Here is a 16,993-nt window from a genome sequence, read left to right as displayed (position 1 = left end):
AACTCCTCGGGCTTCTACTTGCGGCGGCGCGCCCCCCGGCGCATCTGGCTCGGCTTGCGCAGCGGGTCGCCCGCCTCGACCTGGGCCGCCCGCCGCTTCGCACCGTACTCGGCGAGCGCCTCCGCCAGGGCCGAAACCGACGGCCGGTCGGCCATCACGTCGACGCGGAGGCCGTACTCCTCGGCCGTCTTGGCGGTCTGCGGGCCGATGACGGCGATGACCGTCACGTTGTGCGGCTTGCCCGCGATGCCGATGAGGTTCTTCACCGTCGACGAGGAGGTGAACAGCACCGCGTCGAACCCGCCGCCCTTGATCGCCTCGCGGATCGGGGCGGGCGGCGGCGCGGCCCGCACCGTCCGGTAGGCGGTGACGTCCTCGCACTCCCAGCCGAGCTCGGTCAGCCGGGCGATGAGGGTGTCGGTGGCGATGTCGGCGCGCGGCAGCAGCACCCGGTTGATCGGGTCCAGGTCCTCGTCGTAGGGCGGCCACACCTCGGCGAGGCCCTCGCTGGACTGCTGCCCCGACGGCGTGAGGTCGGGCACGACGCCGAACTCCACGAGCGCGGCGGCGGTCTGCTCGCCGACGGCGGCGACCTTCAGGCCGGCGAACGCGCGGGCGTCCAGGCCGTAGTCGGTGAACTTCTCGCGGACGGCCTTCACCGCGTTGGTGGAGGTGAACACCACCCACTCGTAGCGGCCGGTGACGAGGCCCTTGACGGCACGTTCCATCTGCTGCGGCGTGCGCGGCGGCTCCACCGAGATGGTCGGGACCTCGTCGGGCACCGCGCCGTACGCGCGGAGCTGCTCCGACAGGGACGCGGCCTGCTCCTTGGTGCGCGGCACCAGCACCCGCCACCCGAACAGCGCCTTGGTCTCGAACCACGACAGCTTGTCGCGCCAGTTCACCACGTCGCCGACGATGATGAGGCCGGGCGGCTCCATGCCCTTGGTGTCGGCGGCGAGCCGCGCCAGCGTCGAGACGACCGTCTCCTGCTCGGTGGTGGTGCCGAGGTTGGTCATCGCGGCGGGCGTGGAGTCGGGGCGGCCGGCGGCCATGAGCCCCTTGGCGACCTCGCCGACGCTGTTCTCGGCGCCGAGGATCACCAGCGTCGCCGCCGGGTCGGAGAACCGCTCCCAGTCGACGCCGCCCTCGGCCGCGTCGATGACGCGGACCTCGCGGTGCTTGGCGTCGGTCAGCGGGATGCCGGCGTAGCCGGGCACCGCCGTGACCGACGGGACGCCCGGCACGATCTCGAACGGCACGCCCGCCTTCGCGAGGGCGCCGCCCTCCTCGGCGAGCGCGCAGGCCAGCCCCGGATCGCCGGCGAACAGCCGGACGACGCGCTTGCCGGCCTTGGCGGCCCGCGCGGCCGCCTTCACCGGGTCGCCGCCGTCGGCGGTGTCGTGGAACTCCACGTCGGCGCGGCAGTGCGCCAGGATCTCGGGGTGCAGCCGGTCGCGGCGGGCCACCACGACGTCCGCGCGGCCGAGCTCGGCGGCCGCGCGCAGGGTCAGCAGGTCGGGGTCCCCCGGCCCCGTCCCGACGAGCGAGACCAGCCCGGCGCCGGTCGCGGATTCGACATCAACGGGGCTCACGTGGGCTCCCCCATCAGCTGGTCGGCCCCCTGGTCGAGCATCCGCCGGGCGAGGTCGCGCCCGATCCGCTCGGCCTCGGCGGGGTGGCCGCTTGCGGTCAGCCTGATCTGCCGGGTGCCGTCGCCGGACACGACGTTGGCGGTCAGATGCAGCTCTTCATCATTCAGGACGGCGTAGGTGCCGACGGGCGCCGAGCAGCCGGCCTCCAGCACCGCGAGGACGGTGCGCTCGGCGGTGACGGCGGCGCGCGTCCCGGCGTCGTCGACGGCGCGGAGCAGCTCCACGAGGTCGGTGCGGTCGGCGCGGCACTCCAGGGCGAGCGAGCCCTGCCCGGGGGCGGGCAGCATCTGCTCGGGCTCGAACACCTCCGCCACCTCCTCCAGGCGGCCGATGCGGGTGAGGCCCGCGTACGCGAGCACGACGGCGTCCAGCTCGCCGCTCGTCACCTTCCCGAGCCGGGTGTCGGCGTTGCCGCGGATCGGCACGACCTCCAGGTCGGGGCGGAGCGCGCGGAGCTGGGCGACGCGGCGCGGCGACCCGGTGCCGACGCGGGCGCCGCGCGGCAGGTCGGCGAGCTTGGCGGGGCCGCAGAGGGCGTCGCGCGGGTCGTCGCGGCGGGGCGTCGCGGCGAGGGCGATGCCGGCGGCGGGACCGGTCGGCAGGTCCTTCAGGGAGTGCACCGCGAAGTCCACCTCCCCGTCGAGGAGGCGGTCGCGCAGCGCGCTGACGAAAACCCCCGTACCGCCCATCTGCGCGAGCAGGGCCTTGGAAACGTCACCCTGCGTCGTTACCCCGACCAGCTCCACGGCATGCCCCGTACGCTGCGACAATGCGTCGGCGACCAGCTGTGACTGGGTGGTCGCCATGAGGCTCTTGCGGGTGCCGAGGCGCAGCGGCGCGTCGCCGGTGGTCATGTCGTCGGGGTTCCTTCGCTGTCTGCGGTGCCGCGGGCCCACGGGCGCGCGGCCTTGACGGCGGCGGGCGCGGCGGGGGCGGCGGCGTCGAGGTCGGCGCGCGCGACGGCCTGCGGCGCCTTCGGGTCGAGGTCGAACAGCTCGCGCAGCGCGTCGGCGTAGGCGTCGCCGCCGGGCGCGGCGGCGAGCTCCTTCACGCGGACCGTCGGGCTGTGCAGGAGCTTGTCCACGACGCGGCGGACGGTGTGGGCGATCTCCTTGCGGGCGCGGTCGTCGAGCTCGGGCAGCCGGCCGGTGAGGCGGGCCAGCTCGGCGTCCACGACCTGCGCGGCCTTGCTGCGGAGCGCGACGACGGTCGGCGCGACGGCGGCGGCGCGGGCCGCGCCGAGGAACGCCGCGACCTCGTCGGCGACGATGCGGCGGACCGCCTCGACGGCCTCGGGGCCGATCGCCCCCGCCGCCTCCGGGGAGGTGCGGAGCCGCTCCAGGCCGGCGAGCGCGACGCCGGGCAGGCCGTCCACGTCGGGGTCGATGTCGTGCGGGAGGGCCAGGTCGAGGAAGAACCGGCGGCGGCCGTCGGAGCCGATGCCGTGCGCGCGGAGCTGCGCGGCGGTGAGCACCCGCCCGGCGGCGCCGGTGCAGGACACGACGAGGTCGGCGTCCGCGAGCGCGCCGTCCAGCTCGTCCAGGCCGATGGCGCGGGCGGGGACGGGCGACTCGGCGGCGAGCCGGACGGCCTTGGCGTGCGTGCGGTTGGCGATGACGATCTCGCGGGCGCCGTACCGGCCGAGGGTGGCGACGGCGAGGCCGCTCATCGCGCCCGCGCCGACGACGAGGGCGCGCGCGCACTCCAGCGGCCCGAGGTGGTTCTCGGCGACCTGGAGGCCGACGCCGACGAGCGACGCGCCCGCCTTGTCGATGCCGGTCTCGGCGTGGGCGCGCTTGCCGACCCGCAGCGCCGACTGGACGACGTCGTGCAGCTCGCTGCCGATCGTGCCCTGCTCCTGCGCGAGGCGGAGCGCGGCGCGGAGCTGGCCGAGGATCTGCCCCTCGCCGACGACCATGGACTCCAGGCCGCACGCGACGGCGAAGGCGTGCTGGACGGCCCGCTCCTCGTAGTGCACGTACAGGTGCCGGGCGAGGTCCTCCTGCGGCAGCCCCGAGTGCAGCGACAGCAGCTCGGTGATCGCGGTGACGCCGCCGTGGAAGCGGTCGACGACGGCGTAGACCTCGACCCGGTTGCAGGTCGAGACGATGACGGCCTCGCCGACGTGCGCGCTGCCGTGCACGGCGTGCAGCAGCTTGACCAGGTCGTCCCCGGCCACCGCCGCCCGCTCCAGCATGGCCACCGGCGCGCTGCCGTGGCTCAGCCCCACTACCAGGACGCTCATGCCCGGCGCTCCTCCTGCCCGCTCATCCCGCCTCCACCGTCTCCACGTACTGCGCCGGGCCCGGCGGACCCTCGCCGGAGAGGCGGCGGTCTCCCGGGCCGCCGGCCTTGCGCTGCTCGTGGAACGCCAGGATCTGCAGTTCGATCGACAGGTCGACCTTACGCACGTCCACTCCCTCCGGCACCGAGAGGACCACCGGAGCGAAGTTCAGCACGCTCGTCACGCCGGCCGCCACCACCCGGTCGCACACCTTCTGCGCCGCGTGGGCGGGCGTGGCGATCACCGCGATGGACACCCGCCCGCTCGCGATGACGTCCTCCAGCCGGTCGATGTGCCGCACGGTCCTACCGGCGATCTCCTGGCCGACGAGCGCCTCGTCGGCGTCCAGGAGCCCCGCCACCCGGAACCCGCGCGAGGCGAACCCGCCGTAACCGGCCAGCGCGCGGCCCAGGTTACCGACCCCGATGATGGCGACGGCCCAGTCCTGGGTGAGACCCAGCTCACGGGAGATCTGGTAGACCAGGTATTCGACCTCATATCCCACCCCGCGGGTGCCGTACGAGCCGAGGTGGGACAGGTCTTTACGCAGCTTGGCGGAGTTCACCCCGGCCGCGGACGCCAGCTCTTCCGAGGACACGGTGGCCACGCCCCGCTCCTGGAGGGCGTGCAGCGCCCGCAGGTACACCGGCAGGCGCGCCACGGTGGCCTCGGGGATGCCGCGTCCGGCGCGGTCGCGATTGCGGTTCTGTCGTGGTGTCACGGCCTGCTCTTCGGGGGCGGGGCGCTGCGGTCCGTGCCCCGTGCCGTCGGCGGCGGCGACCGCTCGGCCACCGCCCGGCCGCGCAGGGCTGTCCTCCAGGGTAAGCCTTTGTGAATACGCGCACAAAGTCGCCTCCCGTTCCGCGCCGCCACCGGACACCGGCCTCCGAAGAGGCCTAGACCGCGAAATCCAGGCCAAACTGGACTTTCTTGGCGCAGCGCCAATAGTAGCCGACGGCCGGGATGTGACCGAAAGAACAGGCCGGATACGGCCGCCGAGCCGCCTCTACCGGTCGGCGCGCGACGCGAGCACCGCGGCGCGGAGCCGCGCCTCGTCCACCCGCCAGAAATCGTGCTGGACGCCGTTCACCAGCGTGACCGGGATCTGCTCCCAGTAGGCCCGCCGGTCCTCCTCCGACACCGTGATGTCGCGCTCCTCCACGACCGCCCCGAGATCGGCGGCGACCCGCTCCACCACCGCCCGCGCGTCATCGCACAGATGGCACCCCGGCTTGCCGATCAGCGTGATGGTGACCCTGTTCATTGCCTCGCCGGCGCTCACCGGCGGGACACCTGGCCGGAGCGGCCGCCGGGGGCGGGCAGCGGCGTGACCTTGGCGGCGCCGAGGCGCAGCTCGATCACGTTGGTGGCCAGGACGTGCGTCCGGCTGTCGGCCTGGAACCGCGCGACGTGCGGCTGCCGCTGGTGGGCGGCGAACGCGGCCTCGTCGCGGAACAGCTCGTACAGGATGCGCTGCGTCGGGGCGTTCACGACCTCGTGCACCGCCGAGATCAGCGTGTCCGGCTCGCCGGTGCGGGCCGCCTGGACCAGCTCGCCGGCGAGGCGGTCGAACGCCTCCTCGCGGCCGTCCAGCAGGGTGTAGACGGTGATCTGGCCGCAGACCGGGCCGGCGGCCGCCGCCGCGGCGGGCGGGCCGAACCCGTCGACGGTCGTCACCGGGGCGTTCGCGCCCTCGGGGCGCAGCAGGTCCTCGGCGGACGGCTCGGGGAACCGCAGCTCGCCGCGCTTCGGCCGCTCCGGCGGCGCCGGCGGCGCCGGCGGGGCGTCGTAGCCGGTGCCCTCCTCGCGGTACTCGTCGTCGTAGTCCTCGCCGTCCTCGTACACCGGGATGGTGCGCATCGCGCCGTACCAGACGAGGCCGGCGGCGCCGCCGAGGAGGATCGGGGCGAGCGCGCCGGGCAGCAGCCCGCGGGTGCCGCCGACGATCATCGCGCCGGCGAGCGCGACGAGCGCGACCGGGATGAGCAGCTCGCCCGCCTCGCGGTCGCGCCGCGAGGCCAGCACCGCGGTGACCGCGGTGCAGGCGACCAGCGCGATCACCGCGACCAGGTGCGCGCCGTCGATCAGCAGCGTCGGCAGCTTGTCGTAGACCTGCGAGGGCTTCGGCAGCGCCTTGGTGAACTTGTAGGACGCCTGCACCGGGTCCAGCACGCCGATGACCAGCGCGACCACCGTGTAGGACACCACGAACAGCCAGGCCGCGAAGCGGATCTGCACGTACCGCGCGATCAGCTCGATCATGCCGAGGGCGAGCCAGAGCGGCGCGATGAGGGTCGCGCCGAGCTCCAGGACGCGGAACAGCGCGGAGTTGAACCCCGCGAGGAACCCGATCGTCATGCAGAGCAGCGCGAGGGAGATGCCGACCAGCGTCAGCGACCAGGCGATCAGGTAGAGCAGCCGGTCCTTGGAGGCGCGCATGACCAGCAACCCCGTCGCCGCGAGGGCACCCAGGGTCGCCAGCAGCGCGAGAAGTGCTTCGACCATCGCGCCCCATGGTGCCCGATGCGGGGCGCGGAGGGGTAACCCGCTCCTCCGCCGCACCTCGTTGCCTGAGTACCTCGCGGTATCTAGAGTGGCGGGACGGCCGGAGGCCGCGTCCGCCCCGAGGAGACCTGCATGAGCGGTTCGGCCCTCGCCGCCCGGGTGACGGCGCTGCCGTGGTCGTCCCCGCACGCGGCCGCCCGGGGCCGCCGCGGCGCCCGCGCCCCCGCGGCCGACGACCTGGTGCTGCGCGCCCGCGACGGCGACGCCGAGGCGTTCGGCTGCCTCTACGACCGGCACGTCGAGCTCGTCTACCGCTACGTCCTCTACCGGGTGGGCTCCCACCCGCTCGCCGAGGACCTGACCAGCGAGACGTTCCTGCGGGCGCTCCACGGGATCGGCGGCTACCGGCGGTCCGGCCGGGACTTCGGGGCCTGGCTGGTCGGCCTCGCCCGCGAGCTCGTCGCGGGCCACCTGGCGTCCGGCCGCCACCGCCGGGAGGTCTCCGCCGAGCTGCTCGCCGACCTGCTCGGCGCGCTGCCGGAGCCGGACGGCCCGGCGGACGGCCCCGAGCGCGCCCTGTTCGACGCGATCACCAGCCGGACGCTGCTCGCCGCCGTCGACCGGCTCGGCCCCGAGCAGCGGGAGTGCGTGGTGCTGCGCTTCCTGCACGGCCGGTCGGTCGCCGAGACCGCGCTGATCATGGGGAGGGAGCCCGGCGCGGTGAAGGCGCTCCAGCACCGCGCCGTGCGGACGCTGGCCCGGCTGCTGCCCGACGACCTGCGGAGCTGATCGCCGCGCTCCGCCGCCCGCGCCGGGCGTGAGCACCGTCCCAATACAGGACGAACCCCCTGGGGGCGGTGGGGCATTGACTAGGCTCGCCCCATGCGGCTTTTCTGGCATCGCGGCAAGGAAGACGACCCTGTGAGCGCGGGCGAGGCCGCCGCCGCGGCGGCGGCGGCCCTCGATCCGCTCCCCGATCCCGATCCGACCGCCGCAGCGTTCTTCGACGTGGACAACACGATGATGCGCGGCGCGTCCATCTACTACTTCGCCAAGGGCCTGGCCTCCCGCAAGCTGTTCACCATGCGCGACCTCGCCATGTTCGCCTGGGGGCAGGCCGCGTTCCGCCTGCGCGGCTCGGAGAACGCCGAGCACATCGGCAGCGCCAAGGAGATGGCGCTGTCGTTCGTGGCGGGCCAGCAGGTCGACGACCTCGTCCGGCTCTCGGAGGAGATCTACGACGAGGTGATGGCCGACCGCATCTGGCACGGCACCCGCCGCCTCGCCCTCCAGCACCTGGACGCGGGCCAGCAGGTCTGGCTCGTCACCGCCACGCCCGTGGAGGTGGCCCGCACCATCGCGCACCGGCTCGGCCTCACCGGCGCCCTCGGCACCGTCGCCGAGACCGCGGACGGCGTCTACACCGGCCGCCTCATCGGCAACCTGCTGCACGGCCCCGCCAAGTCCGAGGCGATCCGCGCGCTCGCCCAGCGCGAGGGCCTGGACCTGGCGCGCTGCTCGGCCTACAGCGACTCGGTGAACGACCTGCCGATGCTGACGACCGTCGGCCACCCGCACGCCGTCAACCCCGACGCCGCGCTGCGCGACCACGCCCGCGAGAACGGCTGGCCCGTCCACGACTTCCGCACCGGCCGCAAGGTCACCATGGTCGCGCTCCCGGCCGCCGCCGGCGCCGGCGCGCTCGCGGGCGGCGTCGCCGCCGGCATCGCCCTCCGCCGCCACCACAACCGCTGACGCGCGGCCGGCGGGGGTCAGACGAAGGCGGGGCCGCGGCGGAGGAGGGTGTCGTAGAGCATCTGCTGGACGGTCTCGCGGACGTGGTCGGTGAGGTTGAAGACCGTCATCGGATCGTCGGCGGACGCGGTGTCGTAGCCGTCCAGCGGGATCGGCTCGCCGAAGCGGATGACCCACTTGGACGGCAGCGGGACGAGGCCCGCCGGGCCGAGCCAGGGGAACGTCGGCGTCACCGGGAAGTAGGGCAGGCCGAGCAGCCGGGCGAGCGGCTTCAGGTCGGCGATCTTGGGGTAGATCTCCTCGGCGCCGACGATGGCGACCGGGACGATCGGGACGCCCGCGCGCAGCGCCGTCCCGACGAAGCCGCCGCGGCCGAAGCGCTGCAGCTTGTAGCGGTCGGCGTAGGGCTTGCCGACGCCCTTGAAGCCCTCGGGGAAGACGCCGACGAGCTCGCCCTTGCCGAGCAGCCGGGCGGCGTCGGCGGGGCAGGCGAGGGTGTGGCCGGCCTTGCGGGCCAGGTGCCCGAGCAGCGGGACCTGGTAGACGAGGTCGGCGCCGAGCAGCCGCAGGTCGCGGTGCAGGTGGTCGTGGACGGCGACCGACAGCATCACGCCGTCGATGGGGATCGTGCCCGAGTGGTTGGCGACGAGCAGCGCCCCCGTCCCGGCGGGGACGTTCTCCAGGCCCGACAGCTCGACGCGGAACCAGTGCTCGTAGAGGGCGCGGGCGACCGGCAGCAGCACCGCGGAGTTCAGCTCGGGGTCGAAGCCGAACTCGTCGACCTCGTAGTCGCCCTGGAGCCGGCGGCGCAGGAACGCCAGGCCGGCGGCGACGCGGCGCTCCAGCGGGTCGCGGTCGGGCGCGCCGCCGGGCGGCCCGGGCACGGCGGCCGCGGGCCGGTGCGGCGGGGTGAGCGGGATGACCCGCGCGCCCTCGCCGCCGCTCTCCTGCGCGTTCGTCATCGGCCCCTCCTCAGTCGCGGACCGGCGTCGCGATGAGCCGGTCCAGAAGCCGCAGCGGGGCGCCCGGCCCCGGGCCCCGCACGGACACGAAGTCCGCGAGGGCCGCCTCGGAGCTGTACTTGGGACGCCACGCCAGCTCGTCGGCGAGCGCCGCGGTGTCGAGGACGCGGCCGTAGGTGAGCCAGCGCAGCAGCTCGGGCGAGAAGCCCGACAGGCCGGCGAACCGGCGGCCGAGGTCGCCGAAGGCGGCGATCGACTGCGCCGGCATCGGCACCGAGGGGCGGCCCGCGCGGCGCAGCGCCTGCGAAAGCAGCAGCACGCCGTCGCCCGCGACGTTGTAGCAGCCCGGGTGGTCCTCGACCGTCATCCGGCGGAGCACCTCGACGCCGTCGTCCTCGTGCACGAACTGCAGCCGCGGGTCGAAGCCGAGCACGGTCGGGACGACGGGCAGCCGCAGGTAGCGGGTGAGGGGGGAGTCGACGCCGGGGCCGAGGAAGTTGGCGAAGCGCAGCACCGAGACCGCGAGGTCCGAGCGGCGCCGCACCAGCCCGCGCACGTAGCCCTCGACCTCGACCGCGTCCTTGGCGTAGCCGCCGGACGGGGCCTCGGCCGGCTCGTCCCGCTCGGTGAACACCGCCGGGTCGCGCGGCGAGGAGCCGTAGACGGCCGCCGACGAGCGCACCACGAGCTTGCGCATGTCGGGCGACCGCTGGCACGCCGCCAGCAGCTGCATGGTGCCGATGACGTTGAGCTCTTTCGCCTTCGACCGGGACGCCGCCGGCGAGGTCACCAGGTTCAGGTGCACCACGGTGTCGACCTCGGCCGAAGCGATGATCTTGGCGATGCCGGGCGTCCGGATGTCGACGCGCACGAACTCGGTGCGCCCCAGCGACATCGTCGGGGGCACCGTGTCCACGCCGATGACCCGTTCGATGCCGGGATCGGCCTGGAGGGTGTTCGCGACCCGCGCCCCCAGGAAACGGGAGACGCCCGTGACGAGGACGACACGGGCCGCGGCAGAGGGCATGGAGGACACTGTGCGCCCCACCCCTTACGGCTGGTGGCCGGCGTGATTACTTCTTGTTGCGACGCTGGATGCGCGTCTTCTTCAGCAGCTTGCGGTGCTTCTTCTTGGCCATCCGCTTGCGGCGCTTCTTGATGACAGAGCCCACGAGACCTCGCTCGACGATTTCGGAAGTTCGTACAGGAGACGGACGGTCCCGCCGGGAGGCCGTACGCCTCCGCCGTTCACCGTCCGCTGCCCAAGGGTACCGCTGCGCCGACCGAGGTCATGCCGCCGGTCGCCGCACGCGCCGCCCAGGCCGCTCCCCTACCCGCCGGAACGCCGCGCAACCGCGCGTCTCCGGACCGTTCCCGGCGCCCGCGGGGAACGCGTCCCCCGCGGGCGCCGGGGCCGGCGGCCGCGTGGTCCGCCGGCCGGTCCTTGCTCGTCGTCGTCCCCGATGACGTCGCCGCGGCGCGGGCTCGCGCCCGCCCCGCCGGCGCCGGGACCGCCGTCCCGGATCCGCCCCCGCCCGAGCGGGGCCCGCTCACCCCGCTTCGATGTACGCATCCCGCAGGTAGTCGTGAACGGCCTGCTCGGGTACCCGGAACGAGCGGCCCACGCGGATCGCGGGGAGCTCGCCCGAGTGGACGAGGCGGTAGACGGTCATCTTGGACACCCGCATCACCGCCGCCACTTCGGCCACGGTCAGGAACCTGACCTCGCTGAGAGGTCGCTCGCCTGAGCTCATCGGACGCCCTCTTCCACACGTGCCGCGCACCGGCCCTTTGGGTGACTTTGATCACGCACGTGTACTTCATCCAGCGTAAATCGAGTACCGCGAGTCGCAAGAGGGGAATTGCGGTGGGTTCCGTCTCCGGCCCTAACGGAAAGGACACACTGTCCTTTCATACGGAGCGTGGAGGTGGCGGTACCGAGAGTGCGGCGGTACCGCCCCGCGTCCCGGAAACAGGCGATGACCTGCGGCTCAGGCGTCACCGGCCGAACGGCCGCGTCCCGGGAGTCCCGCTACGGCCGCCGCGTCACTTCGCGTGACGCATTCCGGCCACCGTTTGCGGGTGTTTTCCGGAAACTCCGCTCAGCCGAGCCCGGAACGCTCCAGCAGATAGGCGGTCAAAGGCCGGTAGTGCTGCGGGGACACGCCGTCGTCGAGCGGCACCGTCGCGACGATCCTGCCTTCGGCCTCGCCGACGAACAGCGCGGGGTCGTTACAGTCCGCGAAGCCGACGGCGTCCACGCCGGCCTGCCCGGCCGCGCCCGCCCAGCCGTGATCGGCGATGGCCAGATCCGGCCATTGTCCGGATTCCGCTGCGAGGACGGCCAGCATCCGCTCCATCGGGGCGGGGTCGTGCGTGTGGTGGGTGCGGCCGTCGTCGCCCTCCAGCATCGCCACGCCGCCCGGCGCGTAGACGAGGCGCCGCAGCTCGGTGCCGCCGTAGGGCCGGTCGACCTCGTACTCCCAGCCGTCGGCCGGGGTGAGGACGGCGCAGCCGCGCGCCGCGAGGGCCCGCGCGACGGCCTGGTAGACCTCGGTCAGCGTCGCGGGGTGCCCGGTGGCGACCACGACCGGCGAGCGGGCCTCGGCGGCCGCGCCGATCCGCGCCGCCATCCGGTCGAGCGCGCCGATCGTCAGGTCGGGGTCGATGGTGTCGTCCCCGTAGACGTGCCGGGGGTCGGGGTCGACGCCGCAGCGCTCGACCATGATCTCCAGGATCTCGCGCTCGGTGTAGCCGCGCTTGAACTCCAGCCCGAACGCGTAGTACGGGTCGCCGGCGGCCAGCCGCCGGAAGTGCAGCAGGTTGTTCTGGCGCGGCGTGGCGACCCCGCCGGCGATCATCGTGCGGACCAGGTGGGCGCGCAGCTCGTCGCGGGACGGCGCCCCCGCGCCCTTCGCCCGCCTCCCCGGGCGGGCCATCAGAGGTCCGCCATCGGGTCGAGGCCGAGCTCGGGGAAGACCGCCCGGCGGGTCGCCAGGACGGCCTGGTCCACCGGGTTGGCCGGGTCGAAGCCCTCTTCCCAGGTGTGCACGCGCACCTCCAGAGTTCCGTCGGTCATGCGGCGCGGCGCGATCTCGTCGGTGCGCTCCCGCACGAAGTCGCGCCAGGTCTCGGGGGTGGCCGTCTCCGGGTCCAGGCGGCGGCCCGCCGCCTCGGCGAGCAGGTGGGTCCAGGCGCGGGGGACGACCTGGACGAGCTCGTACCCGCCGCCGCCGGTCGCCAGCCACCGGCCGCCGGCGACCTCGTGGGCCAGCTCGTGCAGGCGCCGGTAGGCGGTGCGCTGCCCGTCGATGGTGAGGATGAGGTGGGCGAGAGGGTCCAGGGCGTGCGCGTCGGCGCCGTGCTGGGTGACCAGGAACTGCGGCCCGAACGCGCGCAGCGCGGCCGGGACGACGGCCTCGAAGGCCCGCAGCCAGGCGGCGTCGCCGGTGCCGGGCGGCAGCGCGACGTTGACCGCCGAGCCGGGCGCGTCCGGGCCGCCGGTCTCGGTCGGCAGGCCGGTGCCGGGGAACAGCGTGCGGGGCGACTCGTGCAGGCTGACGGTGAGCACCCGCGGGTCGTTGTAGAAGGCGTCCTGGACGCCGTCGCCGTGGTGGACGTCGATGTCGACGTAGGCGACGCGCTCGGCGCCGTTGTCCAGCAGCCAGGCGATCGCGATGGCGGGGTCGTTGTAGACGCAGAAGCCGCTCGCCGCGCCCGCGAGGGCGTGGTGCAGGCCGCCGGAGATGTTGGCGGCGTGCTCGGCGTCGCCGCTCCAGACGGCGCGGGCGCCCGCGACCGAGGCCCCGGCGATGAGCGCGGACGCCTCGTGCATGCCGAGGAAGACCGGGTTGTCGGCGGTGCCGATGCCGCGCCGCTCGTCGGGCAGGCCGGTCTGCCCCGAGTGCCGGACGGAGGCGATGTAACCCTCCTCGTGGACGAGGCGGAGCAGCGCGTCGTCGGCGGCCGCGAAGTCCCGCACGTCCACGTTGGCGGCGTCCAGGACGCCGAGCTCGCGGGCGAGCGCGACGGTGAGCTCGACCCGGACGGGGTTCATCGGGTGCCCGGGGCCGAAGTCGTAGGCGGTGAGCCGCTCGTCCCAGAGGACCCGCAGCCCGCAGCCGTCCGGTGCCGACGGGGCCGTGGCGGCGGGGGCCGGATCTGCGCTCATGACCTCACGGTATCGCCCCCGCGCTCCGCCGGTCCGGGTGGCATGGATCACAACCGGGCGCCACCGTGCGTGTACGGACGCGTAAAGGGCAGAGGGCCAAACCAGCAGCATTGCTACAAAGTTGTGACGTGAACAACTCCCATTAATGGGGCATCTAACCGGTAACACACATGAAACAGACGGCAGGTGGGGTGGACATGGAACCGCTCAGGTACGACGGACTGCCGCCGGAGGTGACCCCGCTGCCGCTTCCGGACGCCGACCCCGTCACCCCGCCCGCGACCGACACCGCCGCCGCCGCGCACCGCCGCGCGCCGCACGAGCGCCGCCCGAGCGTCCGCAGCCGCGCGATCTCGCGCACGCTGCGCCTCGGCTTCTACCCCCTCATGAACAGCGTCCCCGGGTACGCGCGCGGCATCCGCACGGCGCGCTCGGGCGTGGACGCCGCGTCCCTGCTGCTCCGCCCCTCCTCCCGCGTCATGATCAAGCCGCTGGACGACCCGGGCGTCGAGCAGGACGGCGAGCGGCGCCGGGTGCGCGGCGAGTGGGTGGTGAGCCGGGAGGGCGAGCGCGGCCGCGCCGGCGCGATCCTCTACCTGCACGGCGGCGGCTACGTCGTCTGCTCGCCGCGCACGCACCGCCCGATCACCTCGCGGCTCGCCGTCGACACCGGCCTGCCGGTGCTCGTGCCCCGCTACCGGCTGGCGCCCGAGCACCCCTTCCCCGCCCCGCTGGAGGACGCCGTCGCCGCCTACGAGTGGCTGCTCGCGCGCGGCGTCCCCGCCTCGGGGATCGTCATTGCGGGCGACTCGGCGGGCGGCCACCTGGCCGCGTCGCTGACCGGCGAGATCTGCCGGACGGGCCTGCCGCGCCCGGCCGGGACGGTGCTGTTCTCCCCCTGGGCCGACCTCACCTGCGAGCTGTCCACGCAGGCGCAGCGGCTCGCCCGCGACCCCTACATCAGCGCCAGCGCGGCCCGCCGGGTCGCCCGGCTCGTCGTCGGGTCGGGCGACTTCGCCGACCCGCGCCTCGCGCTGCTCACCTGCCCGTGGAGCGAGACGCCGCCGATCCTCATCCAGGTCGGCGGCGCCGAGGTGCTGCGCGGCGACTCCGAGGCGCTGCACCGGGCGCTGACGGAGGCCGGCAACGACTGCGAGCTGCAGGTCTGGAAGGGCCAGATGCACGTCTTCCAGATCCTCAACCGGGTGCTGCCCGAGGCGAGCGCGGCGATGCGCGAGACCGCCCGCTTCGTCGCGCGCGTCACCGCGGAGCCCCGCCACGGGGACACCGTGACGGGTCCGGGCGCCGCCGCGGCCGCGGGAGCCGAGGCGGTCGCCTGATTCGAGGGCGCCCCGCACGGCGCGCGGTGACGGGCGACGCCGTGCGGGGGGTCCTCGTCAGACGCGCGAGACGTCGCGCTCGCCGGCGTCCTCGGTGCGGGCGCCGGGCGCGCGGCCCGCCGTCAGCAGGCCGGCCAGCGCGGCGAGCGCCGCGACGCCCTCGCCGACCAGGCTGAGCGTCTTCTCGGTGTACCAGACAGGCTCGGACATGTCCGGCAGCGGGCCGAGCGCGCCGACGTCCACGTAGTAGTAGAGGAGCAGCGCCGCCACGGCGCTCGCCGCGACGAGGAACGCCGCCGCGTAGGTCCAGCGGCGCGGCCGCACGAGGACCAGCACGGCCGCGACCGCCGCCGCCACCGCCTGCGCGTAGAAGATCGTGTCGGCACCGATGGAGCCGCCCGGCACGCTCGCCATCTCCGGCGCGAACCGCCAGTGGACGACCGCGTCCACCGCCAGACCGGCCGCTGTCAGGATCCGCAGCACAATGCCCATACCGGGAGCACGTACCGGAGCGGCGATCGGCTCAATTCAGCCGCCGGCGAGCTCGCGCCCCCGGTTGCGGGCGGCCTCGATCGCCTCCAGGACCGCGGCCCGGACGCCGTGCCGCTCCAGCTCGCGGATCGCCGCGATCGTGGTGCCGCCCGGCGACGTCACGGCCTCGCGCAGCAGCACCGGGTGCTCGCCGGAGTCGCGCAGCATCACCGCGGCGCCGACGGCCGACTGCACGACCATCTCCAGCGCGGCGGCGCGCGGCATGCCGAGCAGGATGCCGGCGTCCACCATCGCCTCGACCAGGTAGTAGAAGTAGGCGGGGCCGCTGCCCGACAGGGCCGTCGCGGCGTCCTGGAGCGACTCGGGGATGCGGGTGACCTTGCCGACCGGGCTGAGCAGCCCCTCGGCGAGCTTCAGGTGCTCCTCGGTGGCGTGCGAGCCGGGCGAGATGACGCTCATCGCCTCGTCCACCAGCACCGGGGTGTTGGACATGACCCGCACGACCGGGACGCCGGCGGGCAGCCGCTCCTCGATGAACGCGGCGGTGATGCCGGCCGCCATCGACACCACGAGCCGGTCCGGGGAGACGTGCCCGGTGATCTCGGCCAGCAGCGCGCCCATGTCCTGCGGCTTCACCGCCAGGATCAGGGTGTCGGCGGCCGCCGCCGCCTCGGCGTTGGAGGCGGTCGCGACGCCGTAGCGCTCGCGCAGCAGCGCCGCGCGCTCCTCGCGGCGGGCGGTGGCGGTCAGCTCCGCCGGCCGGAGGCCCGCCCGCAGCACGCCCGACAGCAGCGCCTCGCCCATCTTCCCGGCACCCAGAATCGCGATCATTCGTACACCTTGACGTGGGGGTTCACGGACGCCCCCACCCTAGGGCGCGCGTCAGCCGCGGGTGGCGGCGGAGCGGAGGACGGCGGCGAGGCCGGCGGGGCGCTCGGCGAGGCGGCGCATGAAGTAGCCGTACCACTGCGTGCCGTAGGCGACGTAGACGCGGACCCGGGCGCCCTCGGCGGCGAGGCGCCGCTGCTCGTTCGGGCGGACCCCGTAGAGGAGCTGGTACTCGAAGGTGTCGGCGTCGCGGTCGTGCAGCCGGGCGAGCGCGCCCGCGATCTCGATGAGGCGCGGGTCGTGGGTGGCGACCATGGGGTGGCCGGCGCCGGTCATCAGCACCTTCAGGCACCGCACGTAGGACCGGTCGACGTCCTCGCGGCCGGTGAAGGCGACCTCCTCGGGAGCGGCGTAGGCGCCCTTGCAGAGCCGCACCCGCGACCCCTCGAAGGCCAGCTCGGCGCAGAGCTCCTCGGCGCGCCGCAGGTACGCCTGGACGACCGCGCCGGTGCCCGGGAAGTCGCGGCGCAGCTCGCGCAGGATCCGCAGCGTCGAGGCGACGGTGGCCGGGCCCTCGGCGTCGAGCGTCACCGCCGTCCCGGCGTCGCGGGCGGCGGCGCAGATCCGGCGGGCGTTCGCCAGCGCCAGGTCCTCGTCCAGCTCCTGCCCGAGGGCGGTGAGCTTGAGGGACGCCTCGGCGCGCGGGCCGAGGCCGCGCGCGCCGATCCGGGCCAGCAGGTCGAGGTGGCCGCGGGTGGCGGCGTCCGCCCGCGCGCGGTCCCCGGCGTCCTCGCCGAGCATGTCGTAGGTGGCGAGCAGGCCCTCGCCGGCCAGCCGGTCGCCGGCGCGGAGCGCGTCCTCGGCGGTCTCGCCCGCGACGAAGCGCCGGAGGACCTCCCGGGTGCCCGGCGCGGTCGCCAGGACCCTGCGGACGCCGCCGCTCCCCGCGGCGGCGAGCAGCGCGCGGCTCACCAGCGGCCGGTACGGCACGGCCCGCCCCC

Annotated in this window: 18 protein-coding genes; 3 read left to right on the top strand and 15 right to left on the bottom strand. The window is 74.8% G+C overall.

Going from position 1 to position 16,993, the window contains the following annotated elements:
• Positions 1-14 precede the first annotated feature (14 nt).
• The 6 genes from K1Y72_RS21795 to K1Y72_RS21770 form a co-directional block, all read right to left on the bottom strand.
• On the bottom strand, positions 15-1,595 hold the full coding sequence (locus tag K1Y72_RS21795; protein ID WP_220168263.1) for a bifunctional uroporphyrinogen-III C-methyltransferase/uroporphyrinogen-III synthase: 1,581 nt from the start codon (positions 1,593-1,595) through the stop codon (positions 15-17).
• Positions 1,592-2,509 carry a hydroxymethylbilane synthase gene (hemC, locus tag K1Y72_RS21790; RefSeq protein ID WP_220168262.1) on the bottom strand — a complete coding sequence of 306 codons (918 nt, stop codon included), beginning with the start codon at positions 2,507-2,509 and terminating at the stop codon, positions 1,592-1,594. The genes K1Y72_RS21795 and hemC overlap by 4 nt, the downstream gene beginning before the upstream one ends.
• Positions 2,506-3,900 (bottom strand): glutamyl-tRNA reductase, encoded by a 1,395-nt coding sequence (locus K1Y72_RS21785; RefSeq protein WP_220168261.1) that lies wholly within the window; start codon positions 3,898-3,900, stop codon positions 2,506-2,508. The genes hemC and K1Y72_RS21785 overlap by 4 nt, the downstream gene beginning before the upstream one ends.
• Positions 3,901-3,922: 22 nt before the next feature.
• On the bottom strand, positions 3,923-4,660 hold the full coding sequence (locus tag K1Y72_RS21780) for a redox-sensing transcriptional repressor Rex (RefSeq protein ID WP_220168260.1): 738 nt from the start codon (positions 4,658-4,660) through the stop codon (positions 3,923-3,925).
• Between the two features lie 285 nt (positions 4,661-4,945).
• Positions 4,946-5,203 (bottom strand): glutaredoxin family protein, encoded by a 258-nt coding sequence (locus K1Y72_RS21775; RefSeq protein ID WP_220168259.1) that lies wholly within the window; start codon positions 5,201-5,203, stop codon positions 4,946-4,948.
• A 14-nt stretch (positions 5,204-5,217) separates the two neighbouring features.
• The gene (locus tag K1Y72_RS21770) at positions 5,218-6,444 is read right to left on the bottom strand and encodes a putative quinol monooxygenase (protein ID WP_220168258.1); all 1,227 of its coding nucleotides are present in this window, start codon (positions 6,442-6,444) and stop codon (positions 5,218-5,220) included.
• Positions 6,445-6,576: 132 nt separating this feature from the next.
• On the opposite strand from K1Y72_RS21770, the gene K1Y72_RS21765 reads away from it, so the two are divergent.
• Both K1Y72_RS21765 and K1Y72_RS21760 read left to right on the top strand, forming a co-directional pair.
• The gene (locus K1Y72_RS21765) at positions 6,577-7,233 is read left to right on the top strand and encodes a sigma-70 family RNA polymerase sigma factor (RefSeq protein WP_220168257.1); all 657 of its coding nucleotides are present in this window, start codon (positions 6,577-6,579) and stop codon (positions 7,231-7,233) included.
• Between the two features lie 93 nt (positions 7,234-7,326).
• Positions 7,327-8,199: an HAD family hydrolase gene (locus tag K1Y72_RS21760; RefSeq protein ID WP_220168256.1), complete on the top strand. Its 873-nt coding sequence runs from the start codon at positions 7,327-7,329 to the stop codon at positions 8,197-8,199.
• A 17-nt stretch (positions 8,200-8,216) separates the two neighbouring features.
• Here the strand turns inward: K1Y72_RS21760 and K1Y72_RS21755 are convergent, their stop codons facing one another.
• From K1Y72_RS21755 to K1Y72_RS21730, 6 genes are all read right to left on the bottom strand, one after another.
• Positions 8,217-9,161, bottom strand: coding sequence for a lysophospholipid acyltransferase family protein (locus tag K1Y72_RS21755; protein WP_220168255.1), 945 nt, complete (start codon positions 9,159-9,161; stop codon positions 8,217-8,219).
• Between the two features lie 10 nt (positions 9,162-9,171).
• Entirely contained in the window at positions 9,172-10,188 is a 1,017-nt protein-coding gene (locus tag K1Y72_RS21750) for an NAD-dependent epimerase/dehydratase family protein (RefSeq protein ID WP_220168254.1), read from the bottom strand.
• Positions 10,189-10,234: 46 nt separating this feature from the next.
• Positions 10,235-10,333: a 30S ribosomal protein bS22 gene (locus K1Y72_RS21745; protein WP_018654693.1), complete on the bottom strand. Its 99-nt coding sequence runs from the start codon at positions 10,331-10,333 to the stop codon at positions 10,235-10,237.
• A 378-nt stretch (positions 10,334-10,711) separates the two neighbouring features.
• Positions 10,712-10,915 (bottom strand): helix-turn-helix domain-containing protein, encoded by a 204-nt coding sequence (locus tag K1Y72_RS21740; RefSeq protein ID WP_187233448.1) that lies wholly within the window; start codon positions 10,913-10,915, stop codon positions 10,712-10,714.
• 348 nt (positions 10,916-11,263) lie between these two features.
• Positions 11,264-12,100 (bottom strand): phosphatase, encoded by an 837-nt coding sequence (locus K1Y72_RS21735; RefSeq protein ID WP_220168253.1) that lies wholly within the window; start codon positions 12,098-12,100, stop codon positions 11,264-11,266.
• A complete protein-coding gene (locus tag K1Y72_RS21730; RefSeq protein WP_220168252.1) occupies positions 12,100-13,332 on the bottom strand; it encodes an acetoin utilization protein AcuC in 1,233 nt (410 codons plus the stop codon). Before K1Y72_RS21730 ends, K1Y72_RS21735 begins: the two co-directional genes overlap by 1 nt.
• A 197-nt stretch (positions 13,333-13,529) precedes the next feature.
• On the opposite strand from K1Y72_RS21730, the gene K1Y72_RS21725 reads away from it, so the two are divergent.
• Positions 13,530-14,672: an alpha/beta hydrolase gene (locus K1Y72_RS21725; protein ID WP_220168251.1), complete on the top strand. Its 1,143-nt coding sequence runs from the start codon at positions 13,530-13,532 to the stop codon at positions 14,670-14,672.
• Between the two features lie 57 nt (positions 14,673-14,729).
• On the opposite strand, the gene K1Y72_RS21720 is transcribed toward K1Y72_RS21725, so the two are convergent.
• From K1Y72_RS21720 to K1Y72_RS21710, 3 genes are read right to left on the bottom strand one after another with little or no spacing between them, the layout of a single operon-like run.
• Positions 14,730-15,164: a hypothetical protein gene (locus K1Y72_RS21720; protein WP_220168250.1), complete on the bottom strand. Its 435-nt coding sequence runs from the start codon at positions 15,162-15,164 to the stop codon at positions 14,730-14,732.
• 36 nt (positions 15,165-15,200) lie between these two features.
• Complete coding sequence (gene proC / locus K1Y72_RS21715) at positions 15,201-15,995, bottom strand: pyrroline-5-carboxylate reductase (protein ID WP_220168249.1); 795 nt, start codon at positions 15,993-15,995, stop codon at positions 15,201-15,203.
• Positions 15,996-16,046: 51 nt separating this feature from the next.
• Positions 16,047-16,967: a proline dehydrogenase family protein gene (locus K1Y72_RS21710; RefSeq protein WP_220168406.1), complete on the bottom strand. Its 921-nt coding sequence runs from the start codon at positions 16,965-16,967 to the stop codon at positions 16,047-16,049.
• Positions 16,968-16,993: the final 26 nt, after the last annotated feature.

The sequence above is a fragment of the Actinomadura parmotrematis genome (genome assembly GCF_019458805.1).
Lineage (GTDB): Bacteria > Actinomycetota > Actinomycetes > Streptosporangiales > Streptosporangiaceae > Spirillospora > Spirillospora parmotrematis.
The sequence above is the reverse complement of the archived record's forward strand: the minus strand, read 5'-3'. Positions and strand labels throughout refer to the sequence as shown.

Coding starts and splice junctions, on each gene's coding strand:
- hemC (WP_220168262.1), bottom strand. CDS start 2,509: ATGACCACCGGCGACGCGCCGCTGCGCCTCGGCACCCGCAAGAGCCTC.
- K1Y72_RS21785 (WP_220168261.1), bottom strand. CDS start 3,900: ATGAGCGTCCTGGTAGTGGGGCTGAGCCACGGCAGCGCGCCGGTGGCC.
- K1Y72_RS21775 (WP_220168259.1), bottom strand. CDS start 5,203: ATGAACAGGGTCACCATCACGCTGATCGGCAAGCCGGGGTGCCATCTG.
- K1Y72_RS21770 (WP_220168258.1), bottom strand. CDS start 6,444: ATGGTCGAAGCACTTCTCGCGCTGCTGGCGACCCTGGGTGCCCTCGCG.
- K1Y72_RS21765 (WP_220168257.1), top strand. CDS start 6,577: ATGAGCGGTTCGGCCCTCGCCGCCCGGGTGACGGCGCTGCCGTGGTCG.
- K1Y72_RS21760 (WP_220168256.1), top strand. CDS start 7,327: ATGCGGCTTTTCTGGCATCGCGGCAAGGAAGACGACCCTGTGAGCGCG.
- K1Y72_RS21755 (WP_220168255.1), bottom strand. CDS start 9,161: ATGACGAACGCGCAGGAGAGCGGCGGCGAGGGCGCGCGGGTCATCCCG.
- K1Y72_RS21750 (WP_220168254.1), bottom strand. CDS start 10,188: ATGCCCTCTGCCGCGGCCCGTGTCGTCCTCGTCACGGGCGTCTCCCGT.
- K1Y72_RS21740 (WP_187233448.1), bottom strand. CDS start 10,915: ATGAGCTCAGGCGAGCGACCTCTCAGCGAGGTCAGGTTCCTGACCGTG.
- K1Y72_RS21735 (WP_220168253.1), bottom strand. CDS start 12,100: ATGGCCCGCCCGGGGAGGCGGGCGAAGGGCGCGGGGGCGCCGTCCCGC.
- K1Y72_RS21730 (WP_220168252.1), bottom strand. CDS start 13,332: ATGAGCGCAGATCCGGCCCCCGCCGCCACGGCCCCGTCGGCACCGGAC.
- K1Y72_RS21725 (WP_220168251.1), top strand. CDS start 13,530: ATGGAACCGCTCAGGTACGACGGACTGCCGCCGGAGGTGACCCCGCTG.
- K1Y72_RS21720 (WP_220168250.1), bottom strand. CDS start 15,164: ATGGGCATTGTGCTGCGGATCCTGACAGCGGCCGGTCTGGCGGTGGAC.
- proC (WP_220168249.1), bottom strand. CDS start 15,995: ATGATCGCGATTCTGGGTGCCGGGAAGATGGGCGAGGCGCTGCTGTCG.